Source organism: Nocardiopsis oceanisediminis, from assembly GCF_048595525.1.
Classification (GTDB): domain Bacteria; phylum Actinomycetota; class Actinomycetes; order Streptosporangiales; family Streptosporangiaceae; genus Nocardiopsis_A; species Nocardiopsis_A oceanisediminis.
Map to the genome: position 1 here is coordinate 5,967,473 of NZ_JAFMZJ010000001.1, position 19,380 is coordinate 5,986,852.

Genomic DNA, 19,380 nt, shown 5'->3' on the forward strand with positions numbered 1-19,380 from the left:
GTGCGCGCGCACGTCCGGTCCCTGGTCGACGCCGCCTGGTTCAAGCGGCTGATCGTCCTGCTGATCCTGGTCAACGGGGCCACCCTGGGCCTGGAGACCTGGCCCGAGGTGCTCGCCGAGCACGGGACCGCCCTGCGCGCCCTGGACCGGGCGCTGCTGTGGACCTTCGTGGCCGAGATCGCGCTGCGGCTCTACGCCTACCGGCGCGCCTTCTTCCGCGACCCGTGGAACCTGTTCGACCTCGCGGTCATCGGCATCGCGCTGCTCCCCGCCACCGGCCCCTTCGCGGTGCTCCGGGTCTTCCGGGTGCTGCGGGTGCTCCGCCTGCTGTCGGCCGTCCCGTCGCTGCGGATGGTGGTGACCGGCCTGTTCCGCGCGCTGCCGGGGATGGCCTCGATCTCGCTGCTGCTGGCGCTGCTGCTCTACGTCGCGGGCGTGGTGGCGACCAAGCTCTTCCAGCAGGGCAGCCCGCGGCACTTCGGCGACCTGTGGACCTCGCTGTTCACCCTGTTCCAGATCATGACCGGGGACAGCTGGAGCACGATCGCCCGGGACGTGATGGAGCACCAGCCCTACGCCTGGACGTTCTTCATCGTCTACATCCTGGTCTCCACCTTCATCGCCCTCAACCTGTTCATCGCGGTCGCGGTGGAGGCGCTGGAGCACGGCTCCGGGCGCGCCCGCGAGCGGGAGGGCGGGGAGCGGGAGGAGGGCGCCCCGGCCGCCGCGGTGCCGGCGCCCGCACGGCCGGTGGACGCGGAGGTCCTCGCCGAGCTGCGCGCGCTCCGCGGCGAGGTCGCCGAGCTGCGCAGGGCCCTGCCGCGCTGACGCCGGGGCCGCCCCCGCGGAGCGCTCCGCGGGGGCGGCGGCCGCCGGCCGGCCCCGGGGGCGGGCCCCGGAGCGGGGCTAGATCACGCCCTGGGCCAGCATCGCCTCGGCGACCTGCTCGAAGCCGGCGATGTTGGCACCGACGACGTAGTTGCCGGGCCGGTCGTACAGCTCGGCGGTGGCGTGGCAGGAGTCGTGGATGTGCCGCATCACCGCGGTCAGCCGCTCCTCGGTGTAGCCGAACGACCAGGAGTCCCGGGAGGCGTTCTGCTGCATCTCCAGGGCGCTGGTGGCGACGCCGCCCGCGTTGGCCGCCTTGCCCGGACCGAACGCGACCCCGGCCTCCTGGAAGACCCGGACGCCCTCCGGGGTGGTCGGCATGTTGGCGCCCTCGGCGACCGCCTGCACCCCGTTGCCGACCAGGGCGGCGGCGTCGGCCGCGGTCAGCTCGTTCTGGGTGGCGCAGGGCAGCGCCACGTCGCACGGCACCTCCCAGACCCGGCCGCCGGGGATGTAGCGGGCGTCGGCGCCGCGCCGCTCGGCGTAGTCGGCGACCCGGCCCCGCTCCACCTCCTTGACCTGCTTGAGCAGATCGAGGTCGATGCCCTTCTCGTCCACCACGTAGCCGGCCGAGTCCGAGGCGGTGACCACGGTCGCGCCGAGCTGCCGCGCCTTCTCGATCGCGTAGATCGCGACGTTGCCCGAGCCGGAGACCGCGACCCGCATGCCCTCCAGGCTCCGGTCGCGCATCCGCAGCATCTCCGCGGTGAACAGCACGCAGCCGTAGCCGGTGGCCTCGGTGCGCACCCGCGATCCGCCCCAGGACAGGCCCTTGCCGGTGAGCACGCCCGACTCGTAGCGGTTGGTGATCCGCTTGTACTGGCCGAACAGGTAGCCGATCTCCCGGCCGCCGACGCCGATGTCGCCCGCGGGGACGTCGGTGTACTCGCCGAGGTGCCGGTAGAGCTCGGTCATGAAGGACTGGCAGAACCGCATGATCTCGGCGTCCGAGCGGCCCTTGGGGTCGAAGTCGCTGCCGCCCTTGCCGCCCCCGATGGGCATGCCGGTGAGCGCGTTCTTGAAGATCTGCTCGAAGCCGAGGAACTTCACGATGCCCAGGTTGACCGACGGGTGGAAGCGCAGGCCGCCCTTGTACGGGCCCAGGGCGCTGTTGAACTCGACCCGGAACCCGCGGTTGACGTGCACCTCGCCCGCGTCGTCGGTCCACGGGACGCGGAAGATGACCTGCCGCTCCGGCTCGGCGATCCGCTCGATCAGCTTGGCCTCGACGAACTCCGGGCGCTTGGCGAGCACCGGGCCGAGCGTCTCCAGGACCTCGCGCACCGCCTGGTGGAACTCCTCTTCGCCCGGGTTGCGCCGGAGGATCTCCTGGTAGAGGGGTTCGACCTTGACGTCGAGGATTGGCGACATGCGTGCCTCCGCATTTCTTCACTGAGTGGCTGTGGGGTGCGCCCAGTGAACCCGGCGACGCTGACGGACCGCACGCTTCCCCTCGTCGATGGTAGGAGCCCGTCCCCGCGCCCCCTCTCCCCGGGGGTCCTCCGGGTGTCGCGCCCTGTCCTCCGTCCGGAGGACGGCGGGTCGGGCCGGTGCGCCGACGCGGCGGGCCGCGCCCGGGGCGGAGAGTCGGGCCATGAGCGCAGACGAGGTGATCGGGGCCGAGGGGCTCCGCAAGTCCTACGGGGGCGTCCCCGCGCTGGACGGGATCGACCTGCACGTGGCCCGCGGCGAGGTGTTCGCCCTGCTCGGACCGAACGGGGCCGGCAAGAGCACCGCCGTGGAGATCCTGGAGGGGTTCCGGGACCGGGACGCCGGGTCGGTCCGGGTGCTCGGCGCCGACCCGGCGCGGGCCGGGCGCGCCTGGCGGGCCCGGATCGGCATCGTCTGGCAGAACCAGGTGGAGGCGTCGCCGCTGAGCGCCGTCGCGCTGCTCCGCCACTTCGCCGGGTACTTCCCCGACCCGATGGACCCCGAAGAGGTCCTGGAGCTGGTCGGGCTCTCCGGGGACGCGGACCGCAGCGCCCGCGCCATGTCCGGCGGGCAGCGCCGGCGGCTGGACGTGGCGCTCGGCGTCATCGGCCGCCCCGAGCTGCTCTTCCTGGACGAGCCGACGACCGGTTTCGACCCGGGGGCCCGGCGGCGGTTCTGGGAGACGGTCCGCGGCCTGGCCCGGCAGGGCACCACCGTCCTGCTCACCACGCACTACCTGGACGAGGCCGAGGCGCTGGCGGACCGGGTCGCGGTCATCGCCGGCGGCCGGATCGCCGCCGCCGGGGACACCGCCACGCTGGGCGGCCGCCGGACCGGGGAGGCCACCGTGAGCTGGACCGACGGCGCCGAGCGCCGGTCGGTGCGGACCGGGGCCCCGACCCGGGCCGTCGCCGGGCTCGCCGACCGGTTCGGCGGCGAGGTGCCCGGCCTGGCCGTGCACCGGCCCACGCTGGAGGAGGTCTACCTCTCGCTGATCGGCGAGTCCTCCGGTACCGGTGCGCCCGGCGGCCCCGCGGAGGTGCCGGCGTGAGCCCGCTCCCCTCCCCCCTCCTCCGGTGCCGGAGGGCCGCGGCCTCCCGCGCCGCGCCCGCCGGCCCCGTGTCCGACCGCCCCGTCCCGCCCCTCCCGGAGGAGCCCGCATGAGCACGACCGCGACGCCGGCGCCGCGCGCCGCCGGCCGGCCCGCCCGGCCGCCCGGGGCGCTGCGCCTGGGCCTGTCCCGGGGGTGGCTGGAGATCCGCGAGTTCAGCAAGGAGTGGGAGCGGCTGGTCTTCGTCTTCTCCCTGCCCGCGGTGCTGCTGGTGCTGCTCGGCACCGCCTTCGGCGGCGGGGCGGACGGGCAGGCGGTGGCCGGCTTCTTCACCGCCTCGCTGACCGCGACCGGCCTGATGTCGGTCAGCTTCCAGAACCTCGGCCTGTCCATCGCCACCGAGCGGGACGACGGGACGCTGCGCAGGCTGCGCGGGCTGCCCATGCCGCGCTCTTCCTTCTTCCTCGGCAAGGTGCTGCTGGTCCTGGTGCTGGCCGTCGGCCAGGTGGCGCTGCTGCTCGGCATCGGGACGCTCTTCTACGGCGTCGAGCCGCCGCCCGCGGAGAAGTGGTTCGACCTGGCCTGGATCATGCTGCTCGGCACCACCGGGTGCACCCTGCTGGGCATCGCGGCGAGCAGCGCCGCCCGGTCGGCCCGGTCCGCCCAGGGCGCGGTGGTCCTGCCGTTCCTGGCGCTGCAGTTCATCTCCGGGATCTTCATCCCGGTGCAGCGGCTGCCGGACTGGCTGCTCGGCGTCGGCTCGCTCTTCCCGCTGAAGTGGATGGCGCAGGGGATGCGCTCGGTCTTCCTGCCCGAGGAGGCGGCGGCCCTGGAGGCCGCGGGCTCCTGGCGGCTCGGCACCGTGGCGCTCGTGCTCGCCGCCTGGTGCGTGGTGGGATCGGTGCTGTGCATGACGACGTTCCGGTGGAAGACGGCGAAGGACGGCTGAGCCCCATGTCCGGAAGGGAGGGGGCGCCGCGGACCGGGCACGCCTGGTCCTCGGTGCCCCGGTGGGACGCCTATGTGGTGGCGGTGCTGGCCCTGATGGCCGGGCTGGCGCTGGCGGCCGGCGAGGGGTGGCGGGCCTGGGCCTCGGCCGGGCTGCTGCTCGCGCTGGCCGCGGGCTACCTGGCCGGCGGGCGCCGGGCGCTGCTGGCGGAGGGGGCGGCGGCCCGCGCCTCCGGACCCTGGCTGGCCTGCTACACCGCGCTCTTCCTGCCGGCGGCGGTGCTGGTGCCGCCGGCCGCTTCGGCGCTGTTCGCGCTGGCCCCGCTGGCCTACATGACCGCCCCGCCCCGGTGGGCGGGGGCCGCGGTCGGCACGATGCTCTTCGGCCCGGTGCTGATCACCCAGGCCCTCGATCCCGGCCCGGTCCCCGGACTGGCCGCGCTGCTGCTGGCGAACACCGCGATCCTGCTCTTCTCCATCTGGTTCGGGGGCTGGATCAACCGGATCATCGGGCAGAGCGCGGAGCGGGCCGCGCTCATCGAGGAGCTGGAGGCCGGCCGGGAGCAGATCGCCGCGCTGTCCGCGCGCACCGGGGCCCAGGCCGAGCGGGAGCGGATGGCCCGGGAGATCCACGACACCCTGGCCCAGGGCTTCACCAGTGTGGTGACGCTGGCCCAGGCGGTCCAGTCGGAGCTGGGGACCGACCCGGAGGCGGCCCGCCGGCACCTGGCGCTGCTGCTGGAGACCGGGCGGGAGAACCTGGCCGAGGCGCGGGCCCTGGTGGCGGGCGCGCCGGCGGCCGGCAGCGCGGCGGCCGGCGCGCTGGAGGAGGCGCTGCGCCGGGCCGCCGACCGGCTGGCCGCCGAGACCGGGGCCGAGGCCGTCTTCGAGGTCCGCGGCGGGGCGCCGGCCCTGCTCCCCGCCGGCGTCCAGGTGGACCTGCTCCGCGCGGCGCAGGAGTCGCTGGCCAACGTGCGGCGGCACGCCGGGGCCGGCGCGGTCCGGGTGGTGCTGGAGTACGGAGCGGATACGGTGGGCGTCGCCGTGCGGGACGACGGGCGCGGTTTCGCGCCGGAGCGGGCCCCCGCCCCGGCCGGGGGCTCCGGCCACGGGCTGCCCGGCCTGCGCCGCCGGGCCGAGGCCGCCGGCGGCCGGTGCACCGTGCAGGCCTCCCCGGGGGCGGGCACCGCCGTGGTGTTCCGCCTCCCCCTCGGCGGCACCGGTACCGACCGCCCGAACGGAGCCCCGGCATGATCCGCGTGGTACTCGCCGACGACCACCCCGTGGTGCGGGAGGGGATCCGCGGCATGCTCGCCGCGGAGGGCGGCATCGAGGTGGCGGGCGAGGCCGGCTCCGGCGACGAGGCGGTGGCGGTGGCCCGCGCGCAGGCCCCGGACGTCGTCCTGATGGACCTGCGGATGCCCGGCATGGACGGGGTGCGGGCCACCGAGCGGGTGCTGGCCGAGGTGCCCGGCTGCCGGGTGCTCATCCTCACCACCTACGACACCGACGCCGACATCCTGCGCGCGGTGGAGGCGGGGGCCACCGGCTACCTGCTCAAGGACGCCCCGCGGGCGGACCTGGCCGCCGCGGTGCGCGCCGCGGCCCGGGGCGAGACGGCGCTCTCCCCGGCGGTCGCCACCCGGCTGGTGTCCGGGATGCGCGGACGCGCGGACGCGCCCCCGCTCTCCGCCCGGGAGACCGAGGTGCTCCGGCTGGCCTCGGAGGGGCTGACCAACGCCGAGATCGGCGCGCGCCTGTTCATCAGCGCCACCACGGTCAAGACGCATCTGATGCGCGCCTTCGGCAAGCTCGGCGTCTCCGACCGGACCGCCGCGGTCACCCGCGCCGTCCGGCGGGGCCTGCTGCCGCCGCGCTGACCGAAGGCGCACCGAACGGAAAGTCGACACATGAACGGCTTTTCCGGGAGAAAACCTACATCACAGCACACTTTTCACGCGGTTGGTAACCCCTTTGGCTAGATGTGGCAATTGCGGGTGCGTTTCCTTGCTCCGCCGCCACACGGGGTGACAGGCTGCCACCTACCTCGCACTGCTCGCGTCCGCCCCGCGCTGTCCGCGGCGGCCGGCGCCTTTCAGGAGGACGATTCGTGCGCAGAAACCCCGACACATCCCCCCGCCGGACCTCCCCCGTCCGGCGACGCGTGCTGGCCGGAGGGACCGGGCTGGCCGCGGTGCTGGCGCTGGGCATCGGCCCGGCCGCCCCCGCCTCGGCGGACTCCGCCGGACTGGACGAGCTGGTCACCGTCGACGCGGTCCGCGGCCACATGGAGAACTTCCAGACCATCGCGGACTACAACGGCGGCAACCGGGCCACCAACACGCCCGGCTACGACGTGGCCGCGAACTACGTCATCGACCAGCTCGAGCAGGCCGGATACAAGCCGAAGAAGCAGAGCTACGACTTCGAGCTCTGGCGGGAGAAGACCGACCCGGTCTTCGCCCGGACCGCCCCGGACCAGCGGGACTACGTCGTGGAGGAGGACTTCCTCACCATGACGTACTCGCCCGGCGGCAAGGCGGAGGCCGGCGTGGTGCCGGTGGACACCGACGGCACCGACAGCGGGTGCACCGCCGACGACTTCGCCGGCTTCCCCGCGGGCGAGATCGCGCTGATCAAGCGCGGCAGCTGCGCGTTCTCGGTGAAGGTGCAGCACGCCGCGGACGCCGGCGCCGCCGCCGCGATCATCTACAACAGCGGGGCCTCCGACGCCCCGGAGGACCAGGACGTGTTCGCCGGCACCCTGGAGACCGAGGGCGCCATCCCCGCGGTGGGCACCAGCCACCCGGTCGGCGCCGAGCTGGCCGCCGCGGAGGGGGCCGAGGCCCGCCTCGAGATCGACGCCGCGGTCGAGGAGAAGACCTCCTACAACATCATCGCCGACGCCTCCGGCGGGGCCAAGGACAACGTGGTCGTGGTCGGCGCCCACCTGGACGGCGTCCCCGAGGGCGCGGGCATCAACGACAACGCCAGCGGCTCCGGCGCGCTGCTGGAGACCGCGATCCGGTTCGCCGAGCTGGACGCCAAGCCGAAGAACAAGGTCCGCTTCGCCTGGTGGGGCACGGAGGAGGAGGGCCTGATCGGCTCGACCGAGTACGTGGCCGGGCTGAGCAGGAAGCAGCTCGACCGCCTCGGGCTCTACCTCAACTTCGACATGATCGGCTCGCCCAACTTCGGCCGGTTCATCTACGACGGCCGCGGCGAGCTGCCCGGCTCCGGCAACCCGCCGGCGGGCTCGGCCGCGATCCAGAAGCTGTTCGAGGACTACTACGACCGGCAGGGCCTGGTCACCGAGCCGACCGAGTTCAGCGGGCGCTCCGACTACGCCGCCTTCATGGAGGCCGGCATCCCGTCCGGCGGCCTGTTCAGCGGCGGCGACGGGGTGAAGACCGAGCAGCAGGCCGAGTGGTACGGCGGCACCGCCGGGGAGGACTACGACCCCAACTACCACACCGCCGCCGACGACATCGACAACATCAACTGGACCTCGGTGGAGCAGCTCTCCGCCGGCATGGCCTACGCGGTGGAGTCCTACTCGGTGTCGACCCTCCCGGTGAACGGGCGGGTGCGCACGCTGAGCGCGAACGAGTCGCTCTCCTTCGACCAGCGGGGCGAGGAGTGGGTGCGCTGAGGCGCCCCTGAACGGCACGGCCGCGACCGCGCGGCGGAGCCCCTGGGCGGTGACCGCCCAGGGGCTCCGCTGTGTCCGCGGCATGGACGCGGACGGTGGTTCGGGCCCTGCCCCGGGCCCGGGCGGACGGCGAGGGCCCCCCAGCCCCGTTCCGCCCGCCCGGGTCTCCCCGGCCGCCCGTCCCGGCACCTCCCCTCCGTGCCGGTAGGGCCGTCCGGGTGGCCCCCGGCTCGCACCCGGACGTCAGGGCCGCCATGCCGAAAAGGTCCGACCGCTCCGCAGAGTGCGTTGCGTGTGTCACACCGTACCAGGATCGACCAGCGGAGATAACCCGTTGTCCCGGAACGGTCACTCATCGTCCGTTTCATGCCCGCAGGGCGCGCCCGGACCGCGGCAAGAGCGCCGTCTAGGGTGGCCGCATGACGAAAAAGGACACCGACAAGCCGGTCGTGCTGTCGAAGATCTACACCCGGGGCGGGGACGGCGGGCAGACCCGGCTCAGCGACATGAGCAAGGCCGCCAAGACCGACCCGCGGATCGCGGCCTACGCCGACGCGGAGGAGGCCAACGCCGCCATCGGCGTCGCCCTGGCGCTCGGCGAGGTGCCCGGCGACGTCCGCGCAGTGCTGGCCCGGGTGCAGAACGAGCTCTTCGACCTCGGGGCGGACCTGTCCACCCCGCTCGCCCCGGAGGGCGAGGAGCCGGAGTTCCCGCCGCTGCGGGTGGAGCAGGACTACATCGACCGGCTGGAGGCCGACTGCGACGCGTTCAACGCCGGCCTGCCGGTGCTGCGCAGCTTCATCCTGCCCGGCGGCACCCCCGCGGTCGCGCTGATGCACCAGGCCCGGGTGGTCTCCCGGCGGGCCGAGCGGACCGCCTGGGCCGCGATCGGGGAGCACGGCACCGACCCCGGCGGCGGGATCAACGTCCGCACCGCGAAGTACCTGAACCGCCTCTCCGACCTGCTCTTCGTGCTCTGCCGGTACCTGGGCGCCGACGGCGGCGAAGTGCTCTGGAAGCCGGGCGGCGACCGCTGACGGCGGCCGCCGGGAGGCCGGCGCGGTCCCCTGGGGCGGCCGGCCCCGGACCGGTCCGCGGCGCTCCCGGCGGAAGGGCGGGGCCTACTCGGAGAGCTCCCGCTCCACCGCCTCGACCTTGCTGGTGAGGCCGTCGGTGACGCCCTCCCGGATGTCGGCCTTGAGGGTGAGGGAGACCCGGGACGAGCCCTCGCCCGCCGCCTGCACGGCGCGCTTGACCACGTCCATCACCTCGTCCCACTCGCCCTCGACGCTGGTGAACATTGCATCGGTGCGGTTGGGCAGGCCGCTGTCCCGGACCACCTTGACCGCACGGGCCACCGCCGGCGCCACCGACTCGTCGGTGCCCAGCGGACTGACGGAGAATGCGACGATCATGGGACCGACCCTAACGCGCGGAGGCGCCCCGGGTCACTTCTCCCACGGTGTCCCCGGCGGCATCGATTCCAGCCAGGAGAGGAACCCGGTCAGCGCGCTCTCGCCCATCGCCAGCTCGTAAGCGGGCTCCTCCGGGTCGGAGCCGTCCTCGGCGGCCCAGCCCACCCCGACCACGGCCAGGTCCTCGGTGAGCTCGGTGAGGTCCTCGGGGCCGGGGGCGCGCCGCCCCACAACGACGAGACCGCGGCGCGACAGCTCTGCTGCCGGCCGCGGCCAGAGGGAGAAGACGCGGTACCAGTGCAACCGCTCGCTCCCGTAGCGTCCGAGCCCGATCCGCCAGGGGGCCGGGCGCGCCCCTCCGCAGGGGCGCAGGTGGCACTCGACGGCGCCGCCGCCGCGCTCCAGCAGGAAGCGGCGGAGCGCCACCGCGCCGATCCCCAGCAGGGCCGCCGCGAGCAGGATGAAGAAGGACCACTCGGCGACTCTGAGCAGCGTCTGCCCGGACAGTTCTTCCCCCTCTGCGTACGGCCCCGGCGGGGCGCCGGGCGGCTCAGGCGGAGGTGGTCTCCCCCACCGCGGTCAGGCGGCTGCGCGCGCGCAGGGCGCGGGCCTGGGCCTCGGTGTCCTCCGGGGTCACCTTCGACTCGGCGTCGGCCAGCGCCTTCTTGGCCCGGTCCACGTCGATGTCCTCGGCCAGCTCGGCGATCTCGGCCAGGATGGAGACCCGGTCGTCATCGGCGACCGAGATGAAGCCGCCGTGCGCCGCGGCGCGGACCTCGCCGCTCTCGCGGCCGCCCACCACCCGGACCACCGAGCCCGGCGAGAGCAGGGCCAGCACCGGGGTGTGGCCCGGCTGGATGCCGATCTCGCCGTCGACGGTCTTGGCGATGACCATGTCGCCCTCGCCCGCCCACAGCTCGCGCTCAGGGGAGACGATCTCGACGAAAAGCTTCTTCGACACTGCCACAAACTCCTCTGGTAGAGGGCGGTTTCACGGGAGGCGGGCGCCCGGTGCCCCGGATGCCCGCCTCCCGCCAACGCCTAGCCCTGCAGCGTCTTCGCCTTCTCGACGGCCATCTCGATGTTGCCGACGTCCAGGAAGGCCTGCTCGGGCAGGTGGTCGTACTCGCCGTCGCACAGGCCCTTGAAGGACTCGATGGTCTCCTCCAGCGGCACGAACACGCCCGGGTTGCTGGTGAACTTCTCCGCGACGAACATGTTCTGGGAGAGGAACCGCTCCAGGCGCCGCGCCCGCTGCACGATGATCTTGTCCTCTTCGGACAGCTCGTCGATGCCGAGGATGGCGATCTGGTCCTGCAGGTCGTTGTTGCGCTGCAGGATCTCCTTCACGCGCTGCGCCACGTCGTAGTGCTCCTGGCCCACGTACTGCGGGTCGAGGATGCGCGAGGTGGAGGCCAGCGGGTCCACCGCCGGGTAGATGCCCTTCTGCGAGATCGGGCGGGAGAGCTCGGTCGTCGCGTCCAGGTGGGCGAAGGTGGTCGCCGGAGCCGGGTCGGTGTAGTCGTCCGCCGGCACGTAGATCGCCTGCATCGAGGTGATCGAGTGGCCGCGGGTGGAGGTGATCCGCTCCTGCAGCTGGCCCATCTCGTCCGCCAGGTTGGGCTGGTAGCCCACCGCGGACGGCATGCGGCCGAGCAGGGTGGAGACCTCCTGGCCCGCCTGGGTGAAGCGGAAGATGTTGTCGATGAACAGCAGCACGTCCTGCTTCTGCACATCGCGGAAGTACTCCGCCATGGTCAGCGCGGACAGGGCCACCCGCAGACGGGTGCCCGGGGGCTCGTCCATCTGGCCGAAGACCAGCGCGGTGTCCTGGAGGACCTCCATCTCGTCCATCTCGAGGAAGAGGTCGGTGCCCTCACGGGTCCGCTCGCCCACGCCCGCGAAGACGGACACGCCGCCGAAGTTGCGGGCGATACGGGTGATCATCTCCTGGATCAGCACGGTCTTGCCGACGCCGGCGCCGCCGAACAGGCCGATCTTGCCGCCCCGCACGTACGGGGTGAGCAGGTCGATGACCTTGATGCCGGTGACCATCATCTCGGTCTTCGACTCGAGCTGGTCGAACGGCGGAGCCTGGCGGTGGATCGGCCAGCGCTCGGTGACGTTCAGCTCGGAGGTCTTCACGTCCAGGGACTCGCCCAGGGTGTTGAAGACGTGGCCCTTGACGACGTCGCCGACCGGGACGCTGATCGGCTCGCCGGTGTCGCGCACCTCGGCGCCGCGGACCATGCCGTCCTGCGGGGCGAGGCTGACGGTGCGGACCAGGTTGTCACCGAGGTGCTGGGCGACCTCGAGGGTGACGGTCTTGGACTCGCCGCCGACGACGACGTCGGTCTTGAGGGCGTTGTAGATGTCCGGCAGGGAGCCGACGGGGAACTCCACGTCGACGACCGGGCCCTTGACCGCGGCGATGCGACCGGTGGCCGTGCCCGGCTCGGCGGTCCCTTCAACAGTCGTGGTCACTTCTCTCACTCACTCCCCGCTGCACCAGCCAGAGCGTCGGCACCGCCGACGATCTCGCTGATCTCGTTCGTGATCTCCGCCTGGCGCGCCTGGTTGGCCTGGCGGGTCAAGGTCTTGACAAGCTCCTCGGCGTTGTCGGTGGCCGCCTTCATGGCGTTGCGGCGCGAGGCCCACTGGGAGGCCGCCGACTCGAGGAGGGCGAAATAGATCCGGTTCGTCACGTACTGCGGAAGCAGCTGGTCCAGCGCCTCCTCCGCAGAGGGCTCGAACTCGTACAGCGGGAGGGCGCCCCCCTGCTGCTTGGCGAGTTCCGCGGGCTCGACCGGCTCGACCTCCAGGGGGAGGGCGCGGCGCGAGGCCGCCGACTGCGTCAGCATGGACACGAACTCGGTCGACACGATGTGGATCTCGTCCACGCCGCCCTCGGAGGTGTCCTGGGTGAACCGCTCCATCAGCGCGGCGCCGATCTCCTTGGCGTGCATGTAGGAGGGGCGCTCGGTGAGGCCCTCCCACTCCGCCTCCAGCTGCCGCCCGCGGAACCGGGAGTAGGCGATGCCCTTGCGGCCCACCATGTAGGTGACGACCTCTTTGCCCTGCTCCTGGAGGAGGGCGGTGAGGGACTCCGCCTCCTTGACCGCGTTCATCGTGTAGGCGCCGGCCAGGCCCTTGTCACTGGTGATCACCAGGACGGCGGCCCGGGCCGGCTTCTCGGCCTCGGTGAGCAGCGGGTGGTCGGTGACCCGGCCCGCGACCGCCGAGACGGCGCGGGTGATCTCCCGCGCGTACGGCCCGGCCGCCTCGACCGCCCGCTGCGCCTTGGTGATGCGGGTGGTGGCGATGAGCTCCATCGCGCGGGTGATCTTCGCCATCGACTTGGTCGAGCGGATCCTCCGCCGATAGACGCGAAGCTGTGCTCCCATGGGCTACTTCCCGGCGCTCTTGGCGACCTTGATGGTCTCCTGGCCGACCTTCTCGGCGTCCAGCGCCTCGGCCTTCTCCTCGGAGCCGAGGATGCTGCCGGAGCTGGTCTGGAAGGTCTCCTTGAAGGAGGCGACGGCCTCCTTCAGGGCGGCCTCGGTCTCGGACTCGAACTTGCCGGACTCCCGGATGTTGTCCAGGATCCCGGAGTGCTCGCGGCCCAGGTAGTCCAGGAAGTCCCGCTCGAAGCGGCGGACGTCCTCGACCGGCACGTCGTCCAGCTGTCCGGAGGTGCCGGCCCAGATCGAGACGATCTCCTCCTCGACCGGGAACGGGGCGTACTGGCCCTGCTTGAGCAGCTCCATCAGGCGCTGTCCGCGCTCCAGCTGCTGCTTGGAGACCGCGTCCAGGTCGGAACCGAAGGCGGCGAAGGCCTCCAGCTCGCGGTACTGGGCCAGGCCCAGCCGGAGCGAACCGGTGACGTTCTTCATCGCCTTGGTCTGCGCGGCGCCGCCGACTCGGGAGACGGAGACACCGACGTTGATCGCCGGGCGCTGGCCCTGGTTGAACAGGTCCGACTCCAGGAAGACCTGGCCGTCGGTGATGGAGATGACGTTGGTCGGGATGTAGGCCGACACGTCGTTGGCCTTGGTCTCGATGATCGGCAGACCGGTCATCGAGCCCGCGCCCATCTCGTCGGAGAGCTTGGCGCAGCGCTCCAGCAGCCGGGAGTGCAGGTAGAACACGTCGCCCGGGTAGGCCTCGCGGCCCGGCGGGCGGCGCAGCAGCAGGGACACGGCGCGGTAGGCCTCGGCCTGCTTGGTCAGGTCGTCGAAGACGATCAGGACGTGCTTGCCCTCGTACATCCAGTGCTGGCCGATGGCCGAGCCGGTGTAGGGGGCGATGTACTTGAAGCCCGCCGGGTCGGACGCCGGGGCGGCGACGATGGTGGTGTACTCCATCGCGCCGGCCTCTTCGAGGGCGCCCTTGACGCCGGCGATGGTGGAGCCCTTCTGGCCGACCGCGACGTAGATGCAGCGCACCTGCTTGCTCGGGTCGCCGGACTCCCAGTTCGACTTCTGGTTGATGATCGTGTCGATGCAGACCGCGGTCTTGCCGGTCTGCCGGTCGCCGATGATCAGCTGGCGCTGGCCGCGACCGACGGGGGTCATCGAGTCGATGGCCTTGATGCCGGTCTGCATCGGCTCGCCGACCGGCTGGCGCTGCATCACGGTGGGCGCCTGGAGCTCCAGCTCGCGGCGCTCGGTGGTCTCGATCTCGCCCTGGCCGTCGATCGGGCGGCCCAGCGGGTCCACCACGCGGCCCAGGTAGGAGTCGCCCACCGGGACGGAGAGGACCTGGCCGGTGCGGCGCACCGTCTGGCCCTCCTCGATCCCGGTGAAGTCGCCCAGGACGATCGCGCCGATCTCGCCGATCTCCAGGTTCAGGGCCAGGCCCAGGGTGCCGTCTTCGAATTCGAGCAGCTCGTTCGCCATCGCCGAGGGAAGGCCGCCGATACGGGCGGTCCCGTCACCGGCGCTGGTGACGGTTCCGACCTCTTCACGCGCGGCGGCGTCGGGCTCGTACGACTGGACGAAACGCTGCAGCGCGTTCCGGATTTCCTCCGGCCGGATCGTCAGCTCCGCCATCTCAGGTATGTCCTTGCTCTCGTATGGCGCCGCTGTACCCGGCGCCGTGCGTATTGCGTTGCGTGATTCGTCGTGTCAGCCGGCCAGGCGGCGGCGGACCTCCGCGAGCCGCCCGGCGACGCTGCCGTCGATGACCTCGTCGCCTACGCGGATGGAGAGGCCGCCCACGAGCTCGGGGACGACTTCGATGTTGAGGTGGATGGGCCGGCCGTAGGACCTGGTGAGGACCTGGCGCAGGCGCTCCTGCTGGGCGTCGCTCAGCGCCGCCGCCGTCCGGACCACAGCGATGAAGTGCTGCGCCCGGTCGGCGACCAGCTGCTGGTAGTGCTCCAACCCCTGCTCCAGGGTACGTCCCCGGGGACGCACCGCGGCCTCGGTGATCAGGGCCAGCGAGGGGGCGCTGACCTTGCCCGAGAGCAGCTCGTCCAGGAGCGTGCGCTTGTGCGCCCCGTCGACCCCGTCCAGGGTCAGCGCGGCGCGCAGCTCCGGCTGCGCCTCGATGATCCGCTCGAACCGGAAGAGCTCGTCCTCCAGCCCGTCCAGACCGCCGGCCTGGACCGAGGCGACGGTCGCGTAGACCGCCGTCCGCTCGACCGCGTCCAGCAGGTCCCGGGGGCGGGACCACTTGGCCTGGACGATGTCGCCGACCACGAGGACCGTGGACGGCGACACCTTCGACTCCAGGAGCTCGCCGATCAGCTGCGACTTCGCCTCGGCCGGGTTGGCCTGGTCGGCCAGCCAGCGGCGGAGCGAGCTCTCGGCCCCGAGCAGGGACACGACCTCGAAGAGCTCGTGTCCCAGTGCCGCGGCGTCGGCCGAGGGCAGGATCTCGTCGAGGCGACGGGTGACCTCGGCCAGGGAGGTGCGGCTGATCCCACGCATCAGCGCACCTCGGCCTGGTTCGAGGTCGTGCTCTCGCCCTGCTCCAGCTCGTCCAGGAACCGGTCGATCACGCGGCTCTGCAGAGCGGAGTCGGAGAGGGACTCACCGACGATCCGCTCGGCCAGATCCGTGGAGAGGGTTCCGATCTCGGCCCGCAGCTGGGCGATGGCCTGCTGCCGGTCGGCCTCGATCTGAGCGTGCGCCGCATCGACGATGCGTCGGGCCTCGACCTGTGCCTCATCCCGGGCCTCGGCGATGATGGCGGCGCGCTGCTCCTTGGCCTTCTCGAGCTCGGCGGCGTACTGGCGGTGCGCCTCGTCGAGCTTCTCGCGGTACTGCTGACGGATCTCCTCCGCCTCCGCCTCGGCCTTCTTCGCACGCTCGATGCCACCCTCGATCTGGTTGGCACGCTCGTCCAGAGCCGAGGTCAGCTTGGGCCACATCTTGTAGACGATGCCCAAGATGATGAGGAAGGCGATGGAGCCGAAGACGAATTCATCCACGTGGATACGGAGGATGTTCTCTTCTGCAGCCAATCCGATCACGGCTGGCATCTCCTTCGTTGTCGCGTACGGTTAGGCGCCTACTGGCCGGACTGGAGGAACGCGAGAACGAAGCCGAGAATGGCCAGCGCCTCGACGACCGCGAAGCCGAAGATCATCTGGCCCTGCAGGATGCCGCGGGCCTCGGGCTGGCGGGCGATGGCCTGCACGCCCATGCCGAAGATGAGGCCGACGCCGATGCCGGGGCCGATGGCGGCGAGACCGTAACCGATGGTCGCGAGGCTACCGGTGATTTCCATTGTTTTTCCTCTTTAACTCAGACACGCCGACGGGCTCTGTGCCGCCGAACTGACGTTGATTACCGGACTGGGGTCGTAAAGCGCGCGCACCGTATTAGTGCGCACCCTCCATGGCCTCACCGAGGTAAATGGAGGACAGTAGGACGAACACATAGGCCTGGACGGCCATGATGAAGAGTTCGAAGGCCGTGAAGAGCAGGAACCCGATCAGCGCGATCGCGGAGAAGCCCGTGGAGAGCAGCCCCAGGCCGATGTTGGGGGCGCCGAACAGGTTGAACATGTACCAGCCGCCCGCGGCGAAGACCGCCAGCAGCAGGTGGCCGGCGAACATGGTCGCGAAGAGTCGGATCATGTGCGTGGCCGGGCGGATGATGAAGTTCGACAGCGCCTCGATCGGCACCACGACCGGGAGGATCCACGCCGGGACGCCGCCGGGGACCAGCCGCGCCTTGAAGTGCGCGCCCGCGCCGTGGCGCCTGATGCCCACCGCGTTCCACAGGATGAAGACGAAGATCGCCAGGACCGCCGGGAACGCCAGGTTGGAGGTGACCGGCAGCTGCAGGCCGGGGATGATCCCCATCACGTTCATGCAGAAGATGAACAGGAACAGGGTGACCATCAGCGGGAGGAACTTGTCGCCCTCCTTGCCCATGGTGTTCCGGGTGATCTGGTCCCGGATGAAGCCCACCAGCAGCTCGGCCATGCTCTGGCCCCGCGAGGGGACGACCTTGGCGTTGCGGGTGGTGAAGTACCAGAAGCCCGCGGCGACCAGCAGGGCGACCACCAGCACCAGGGTGTACTTGGTGATCCCCGAGGTCATCGGGAGGCCGAAGTCCACCCAGGGGGTCGGGAAGAAGAGGCTGGTGCCAGGGGCCTCGAAGCCGCACCCGAAGTCGTTGAAGAGATGGCAGCCCTCTTCACCGGCGGCGCTGTACATGACGTCAGCACTCACGGCGAACCCTTTCGTCGTGACGCAACTCAATCCTCGATTTATAGGGCCCTGCCGCGCCGCTCTCGGGGAGCCGCCGGCTACCGGGCTGGACGTTCAGGACCGGACGTACTGGGTGATGATCAGGTAGAGCGAAGCGACCAGACCCAGCAGGAGACCGATGGGCAGGAACAGCGTCTCGAAGCCGAGCGCCAGATCCACCAACCAGCCGACGAAACCCCAGAAGGCCAGGCCCCCCAGTAGATACGAGAGGACCGTCATCGCATTGGCGCGCGGGGCCTCTTCGGCTCCCTTCGCGTCCGCACGCTCGCTCATCTCGTCGCTCCGGAAGATAGCAGTTGGTGATAATCGTTTGCACATCCCCCCGGGGGAGGGGGGTCACCGCTGTTCTCCGGGCGACGCGGCGGCCTGCTCCCCTTCGCGTTCGGGCTCCGCGGCGGGCTGCGGATCGGGTTCCACGTAGAACTGCTTGACCCGCTTGCTCGCCACGGCCTGCCCGCCGAGCCAGACGACGATGCAGGCCAGCGCGGAGAACGCGAAGGCGGTGTGGTCGAACGCGGTCGACCCCCCGAAGACCAGGAGGACCACCGCGAGGACGCCGATCTTGGTCGTGTAGACCAGGAACGCCACCGGCAGCAGCAGCTGCGGGTTGCGCTCACCCGTCCACGCGATCACATAGGCGGACACCGCGAAGCTGCCCAGCACGAGCAGCGTTGCGAACACCCCCCCGAGCAGCCCGTGCAGCCCCGCGAAGGCGAAGCCAAGGGCCATCGCGATGAGGCCGGTCAGGGCGGTGGGAATCGCGGCGCCTCGGAGGATCCGGGCGTCGTGTTCCTGCATGGCTGAGCTCCGGTCGGTGTTCAGTGGGGTGCTTGCTCGTGAAAGCTATCACAAGGATTTCGGCCCCCGATCCGGGAGTCCTTTACGCATAGCTTACCTGCGTTCAGGTTGTCCGGATCCGGGTGCTACTCCAGGGTATGGGGTGTTCCGTGTGCCCCGGCACCACCCCCCGGACAAGTCCGGAACCGCACCCGCAAAGCACAGAAGTTCACACTCCGCTCAGCCGCCGGTCCCCCCTTCGGCCTGCTCGGATCCGGCGGCGCGGAGCTCGGCGGCCCGGCGCCGCAGCGAGCGCCGGCGCAGCCGCGGAAGCGTGATCAGTCCCACTGCGCAGGCGGCCACCAGAACGGTCACGGTCAGCACCATCAGCGGCGAGTCCAGCACCGAGAGCGACACCGAGGCGAACGCGATGATCGCCGCCCAGAGGTACATCAGCAGCACCGCGCGCTTGTGCGAGTGCCCCAGCTCCAGCAGCCGGTGGTGCAGGTGCTTCTTGTCCGGGGCGAACGGCGACTTGCCGGCCAGGGTGCGGCGGACCACCGCGAGCACCAGGTCGGCCAGCGGCAGCGCGAGCACCAGCAGCGGGAGCAGCACCGGGAGGAACGCCGCCAGGGCGTGGAAGCCGCTCATCCCGCCGGCGGCCGCGGCCTCGCGGTCCGGCAGGAACAGCCCGGTGACCGAGATGGTGATGGAGGCCAGCAGCAGGCCGAGCAGCATGGAGCCGGTGTCGCCCATGAACACCCGGGCCGGGTTGAAGTTGTGCAGCAGGAAGCCGATGCAGACCCCGACCAGGATGATCGCGATCATCGCCGGGTAGGACTGCCGCTCGAACCCGCGGTCCACCGCGGCCACGTAGTAGTAGGCGAAGAACGCCATCGCGGAGATCGCCACGATGCCGGCGGCCAGCCCGTCCAGCCCGTCGGCGAAGTTCACCGCGTTGATGGTGACCAGGATGAGCAGCACCGACAGCACCGCGCCCAGCCACGGGCCGAGCGAGAGCTGCATCCCGGGCAGCGGCAGCCAGAGCAGCTGCACGCCCTGGGCGACCAGGATCCCCGCGGCCGCGGTCTGCCCGGCCAGCTTGGGCACCGGGCCCATCCCCCACCGGTCGTCGATGACGCCGATGACGGTGATCAGCCCGCCGGCCAGCAGCAGCCCGGACCAGATCTTCGCGGTGTCGGTGCGGAAGACCTCCTGCAGGTGCGGGAGCTGCGCGGAGATCAGCATCGCGGCGGCGAAGCCGCCGTAGATGGCGATGCCGCCCATCCGCGGGATCGGCTCGGTGTGCACGTCCCGGTCGCGGACCGGGGGCACGGCGCCGACGGCGATCGCCGCTCTCCGGACGAAGGGGGTCAGCAGATAGGTGACCGCCACGGCGATGACGAAGGTGAGCGCGTACTCACGCACGGCGTGACCGGTGGCCTTTCACGGACGTCGCGCGCGGGCTCGCGGGCGGCCGCGCGCATCGGCG

At 71.8% G+C, this 19,380-nt stretch carries 21 protein-coding genes; 7 read left to right on the forward strand and 14 right to left on the reverse strand.

Features of this window, described 5'->3' with window-relative positions; genetic code table 11:
* Positions 1-828, forward strand: a complete 828-nt coding sequence (locus J0910_RS26020; RefSeq protein ID WP_420161169.1) for an ion transporter — start codon at positions 1-3, stop codon at positions 826-828.
* 78 nt (positions 829-906) lie between these two features.
* Here the strand turns inward: J0910_RS26020 and gdhA are convergent, their stop codons facing one another.
* Positions 907-2,259: an NADP-specific glutamate dehydrogenase gene (gene gdhA / locus J0910_RS26025; RefSeq protein ID WP_420161170.1), complete on the reverse strand. Its 1,353-nt coding sequence runs from the start codon at positions 2,257-2,259 to the stop codon at positions 907-909.
* A gap of 223 nt (positions 2,260-2,482) precedes the next feature.
* Between gdhA and J0910_RS26030 the strand changes: the two genes are divergently transcribed.
* From J0910_RS26030 to J0910_RS26055, 6 genes are all read left to right on the forward strand, one after another.
* Positions 2,483-3,370: an ABC transporter ATP-binding protein gene (locus J0910_RS26030; protein ID WP_420161171.1), complete on the forward strand. Its 888-nt coding sequence runs from the start codon at positions 2,483-2,485 to the stop codon at positions 3,368-3,370.
* A 109-nt stretch (positions 3,371-3,479) separates the two neighbouring features.
* Complete coding sequence (locus J0910_RS26035) at positions 3,480-4,319, forward strand: ABC transporter permease (RefSeq protein WP_420161172.1); 840 nt, start codon at positions 3,480-3,482, stop codon at positions 4,317-4,319.
* A gap of 5 nt (positions 4,320-4,324) precedes the next feature.
* Positions 4,325-5,572: a sensor histidine kinase gene (locus J0910_RS26040; RefSeq protein WP_420161173.1), complete on the forward strand. Its 1,248-nt coding sequence runs from the start codon at positions 4,325-4,327 to the stop codon at positions 5,570-5,572.
* Complete coding sequence (locus J0910_RS26045; RefSeq protein ID WP_420161174.1) at positions 5,569-6,198, forward strand: response regulator transcription factor; 630 nt, start codon at positions 5,569-5,571, stop codon at positions 6,196-6,198. The genes J0910_RS26040 and J0910_RS26045 overlap by 4 nt, the downstream gene beginning before the upstream one ends.
* Before the next feature lie 230 nt (positions 6,199-6,428).
* On the forward strand, positions 6,429-7,970 hold the full coding sequence (locus tag J0910_RS26050; protein WP_420161175.1) for a M20/M25/M40 family metallo-hydrolase: 1,542 nt from the start codon (positions 6,429-6,431) through the stop codon (positions 7,968-7,970).
* 419 nt (positions 7,971-8,389) lie between these two features.
* A complete protein-coding gene (locus J0910_RS26055; RefSeq protein ID WP_420161176.1) occupies positions 8,390-9,007 on the forward strand; it encodes a cob(I)yrinic acid a,c-diamide adenosyltransferase in 618 nt (205 codons plus the stop codon).
* 84 nt (positions 9,008-9,091) lie between these two features.
* Here J0910_RS26055 and J0910_RS26060 read toward each other — a convergent pair whose 3' ends face one another.
* The 13 genes from J0910_RS26060 to J0910_RS26120 all read right to left on the reverse strand — a co-directional run bounded on the left by J0910_RS26060 (position 9,092) and on the right by J0910_RS26120 (position 19,316).
* Positions 9,092-9,385, reverse strand: coding sequence for an MTH1187 family thiamine-binding protein (locus J0910_RS26060; RefSeq protein ID WP_420161177.1), 294 nt, complete (start codon positions 9,383-9,385; stop codon positions 9,092-9,094).
* A 33-nt stretch (positions 9,386-9,418) separates the two neighbouring features.
* Positions 9,419-9,892: a DUF2550 domain-containing protein gene (locus J0910_RS26065; protein WP_420162090.1), complete on the reverse strand. Its 474-nt coding sequence runs from the start codon at positions 9,890-9,892 to the stop codon at positions 9,419-9,421.
* Between the two features lie 43 nt (positions 9,893-9,935).
* Positions 9,936-10,346 carry a F0F1 ATP synthase subunit epsilon gene (locus tag J0910_RS26070; RefSeq protein ID WP_420161178.1) on the reverse strand — a complete coding sequence of 137 codons (411 nt, stop codon included), beginning with the start codon at positions 10,344-10,346 and terminating at the stop codon, positions 9,936-9,938.
* Positions 10,347-10,426: 80 nt separating this feature from the next.
* Entirely contained in the window at positions 10,427-11,869 is a 1,443-nt protein-coding gene (atpD, locus tag J0910_RS26075) for a F0F1 ATP synthase subunit beta (RefSeq protein WP_017593581.1), read from the reverse strand.
* A 5-nt stretch (positions 11,870-11,874) separates the two neighbouring features.
* The gene (locus J0910_RS26080) at positions 11,875-12,789 is read right to left on the reverse strand and encodes a F0F1 ATP synthase subunit gamma (RefSeq protein WP_420161179.1); all 915 of its coding nucleotides are present in this window, start codon (positions 12,787-12,789) and stop codon (positions 11,875-11,877) included.
* 3 nt (positions 12,790-12,792) lie between these two features.
* A complete protein-coding gene (gene atpA / locus J0910_RS26085) occupies positions 12,793-14,436 on the reverse strand; it encodes a F0F1 ATP synthase subunit alpha (protein ID WP_420161180.1) in 1,644 nt (547 codons plus the stop codon).
* Between the two features lie 75 nt (positions 14,437-14,511).
* Complete coding sequence (locus J0910_RS26090) at positions 14,512-15,318, reverse strand: F0F1 ATP synthase subunit delta (RefSeq protein ID WP_420161181.1); 807 nt, start codon at positions 15,316-15,318, stop codon at positions 14,512-14,514.
* Positions 15,318-15,863 carry a F0F1 ATP synthase subunit B gene (atpF, locus tag J0910_RS26095; protein WP_420162091.1) on the reverse strand — a complete coding sequence of 182 codons (546 nt, stop codon included), beginning with the start codon at positions 15,861-15,863 and terminating at the stop codon, positions 15,318-15,320. The genes J0910_RS26090 and atpF overlap by 1 nt, the downstream gene beginning before the upstream one ends.
* A gap of 38 nt (positions 15,864-15,901) precedes the next feature.
* Positions 15,902-16,120, reverse strand: coding sequence for an ATP synthase F0 subunit C (atpE, locus tag J0910_RS26100; RefSeq protein WP_420161182.1), 219 nt, complete (start codon positions 16,118-16,120; stop codon positions 15,902-15,904).
* Positions 16,121-16,214: 94 nt separating this feature from the next.
* Positions 16,215-17,057, reverse strand: coding sequence for a F0F1 ATP synthase subunit A (atpB, locus tag J0910_RS26105; RefSeq protein WP_420162092.1), 843 nt, complete (start codon positions 17,055-17,057; stop codon positions 16,215-16,217).
* Between the two features lie 108 nt (positions 17,058-17,165).
* A complete protein-coding gene (locus J0910_RS26110) occupies positions 17,166-17,384 on the reverse strand; it encodes an AtpZ/AtpI family protein (protein ID WP_420161183.1) in 219 nt (72 codons plus the stop codon).
* Between the two features lie 63 nt (positions 17,385-17,447).
* Positions 17,448-17,909, reverse strand: coding sequence for a Cg1360 family ATP-synthase-associated protein (locus J0910_RS26115; RefSeq protein WP_420161184.1), 462 nt, complete (start codon positions 17,907-17,909; stop codon positions 17,448-17,450).
* 219 nt (positions 17,910-18,128) lie between these two features.
* Complete coding sequence (locus J0910_RS26120; RefSeq protein WP_420161185.1) at positions 18,129-19,316, reverse strand: glycosyltransferase family 4 protein; 1,188 nt, start codon at positions 19,314-19,316, stop codon at positions 18,129-18,131.
* Positions 19,317-19,380: the final 64 nt, after the last annotated feature.

Coding starts and splice junctions, on each gene's coding strand:
- J0910_RS26035 (WP_420161172.1), top strand. CDS start 3,480: ATGAGCACGACCGCGACGCCGGCGCCGCGCGCCGCCGGCCGGCCCGCC.
- J0910_RS26030 (WP_420161171.1), top strand. CDS start 2,483: ATGAGCGCAGACGAGGTGATCGGGGCCGAGGGGCTCCGCAAGTCCTAC.
- atpA (WP_420161180.1), bottom strand. CDS start 14,436: ATGGCGGAGCTGACGATCCGGCCGGAGGAAATCCGGAACGCGCTGCAG.
- J0910_RS26080 (WP_420161179.1), bottom strand. CDS start 12,789: ATGGGAGCACAGCTTCGCGTCTATCGGCGGAGGATCCGCTCGACCAAG.
- J0910_RS26060 (WP_420161177.1), bottom strand. CDS start 9,385: ATGATCGTCGCATTCTCCGTCAGTCCGCTGGGCACCGACGAGTCGGTG.
- J0910_RS26045 (WP_420161174.1), top strand. CDS start 5,569: ATGATCCGCGTGGTACTCGCCGACGACCACCCCGTGGTGCGGGAGGGG.
- atpE (WP_420161182.1), bottom strand. CDS start 16,120: ATGGAAATCACCGGTAGCCTCGCGACCATCGGTTACGGTCTCGCCGCC.
- J0910_RS26115 (WP_420161184.1), bottom strand. CDS start 17,909: ATGCAGGAACACGACGCCCGGATCCTCCGAGGCGCCGCGATTCCCACC.
- J0910_RS26090 (WP_420161181.1), bottom strand. CDS start 15,318: ATGCGTGGGATCAGCCGCACCTCCCTGGCCGAGGTCACCCGTCGCCTC.
- J0910_RS26040 (WP_420161173.1), top strand. CDS start 4,325: ATGTCCGGAAGGGAGGGGGCGCCGCGGACCGGGCACGCCTGGTCCTCG.
- J0910_RS26110 (WP_420161183.1), bottom strand. CDS start 17,384: ATGAGCGAGCGTGCGGACGCGAAGGGAGCCGAAGAGGCCCCGCGCGCC.
- gdhA (WP_420161170.1), bottom strand. CDS start 2,259: ATGTCGCCAATCCTCGACGTCAAGGTCGAACCCCTCTACCAGGAGATC.
- J0910_RS26055 (WP_420161176.1), top strand. CDS start 8,390: ATGACGAAAAAGGACACCGACAAGCCGGTCGTGCTGTCGAAGATCTAC.
- atpB (WP_420162092.1), bottom strand. CDS start 17,057: ATGTACAGCGCCGCCGGTGAAGAGGGCTGCCATCTCTTCAACGACTTC.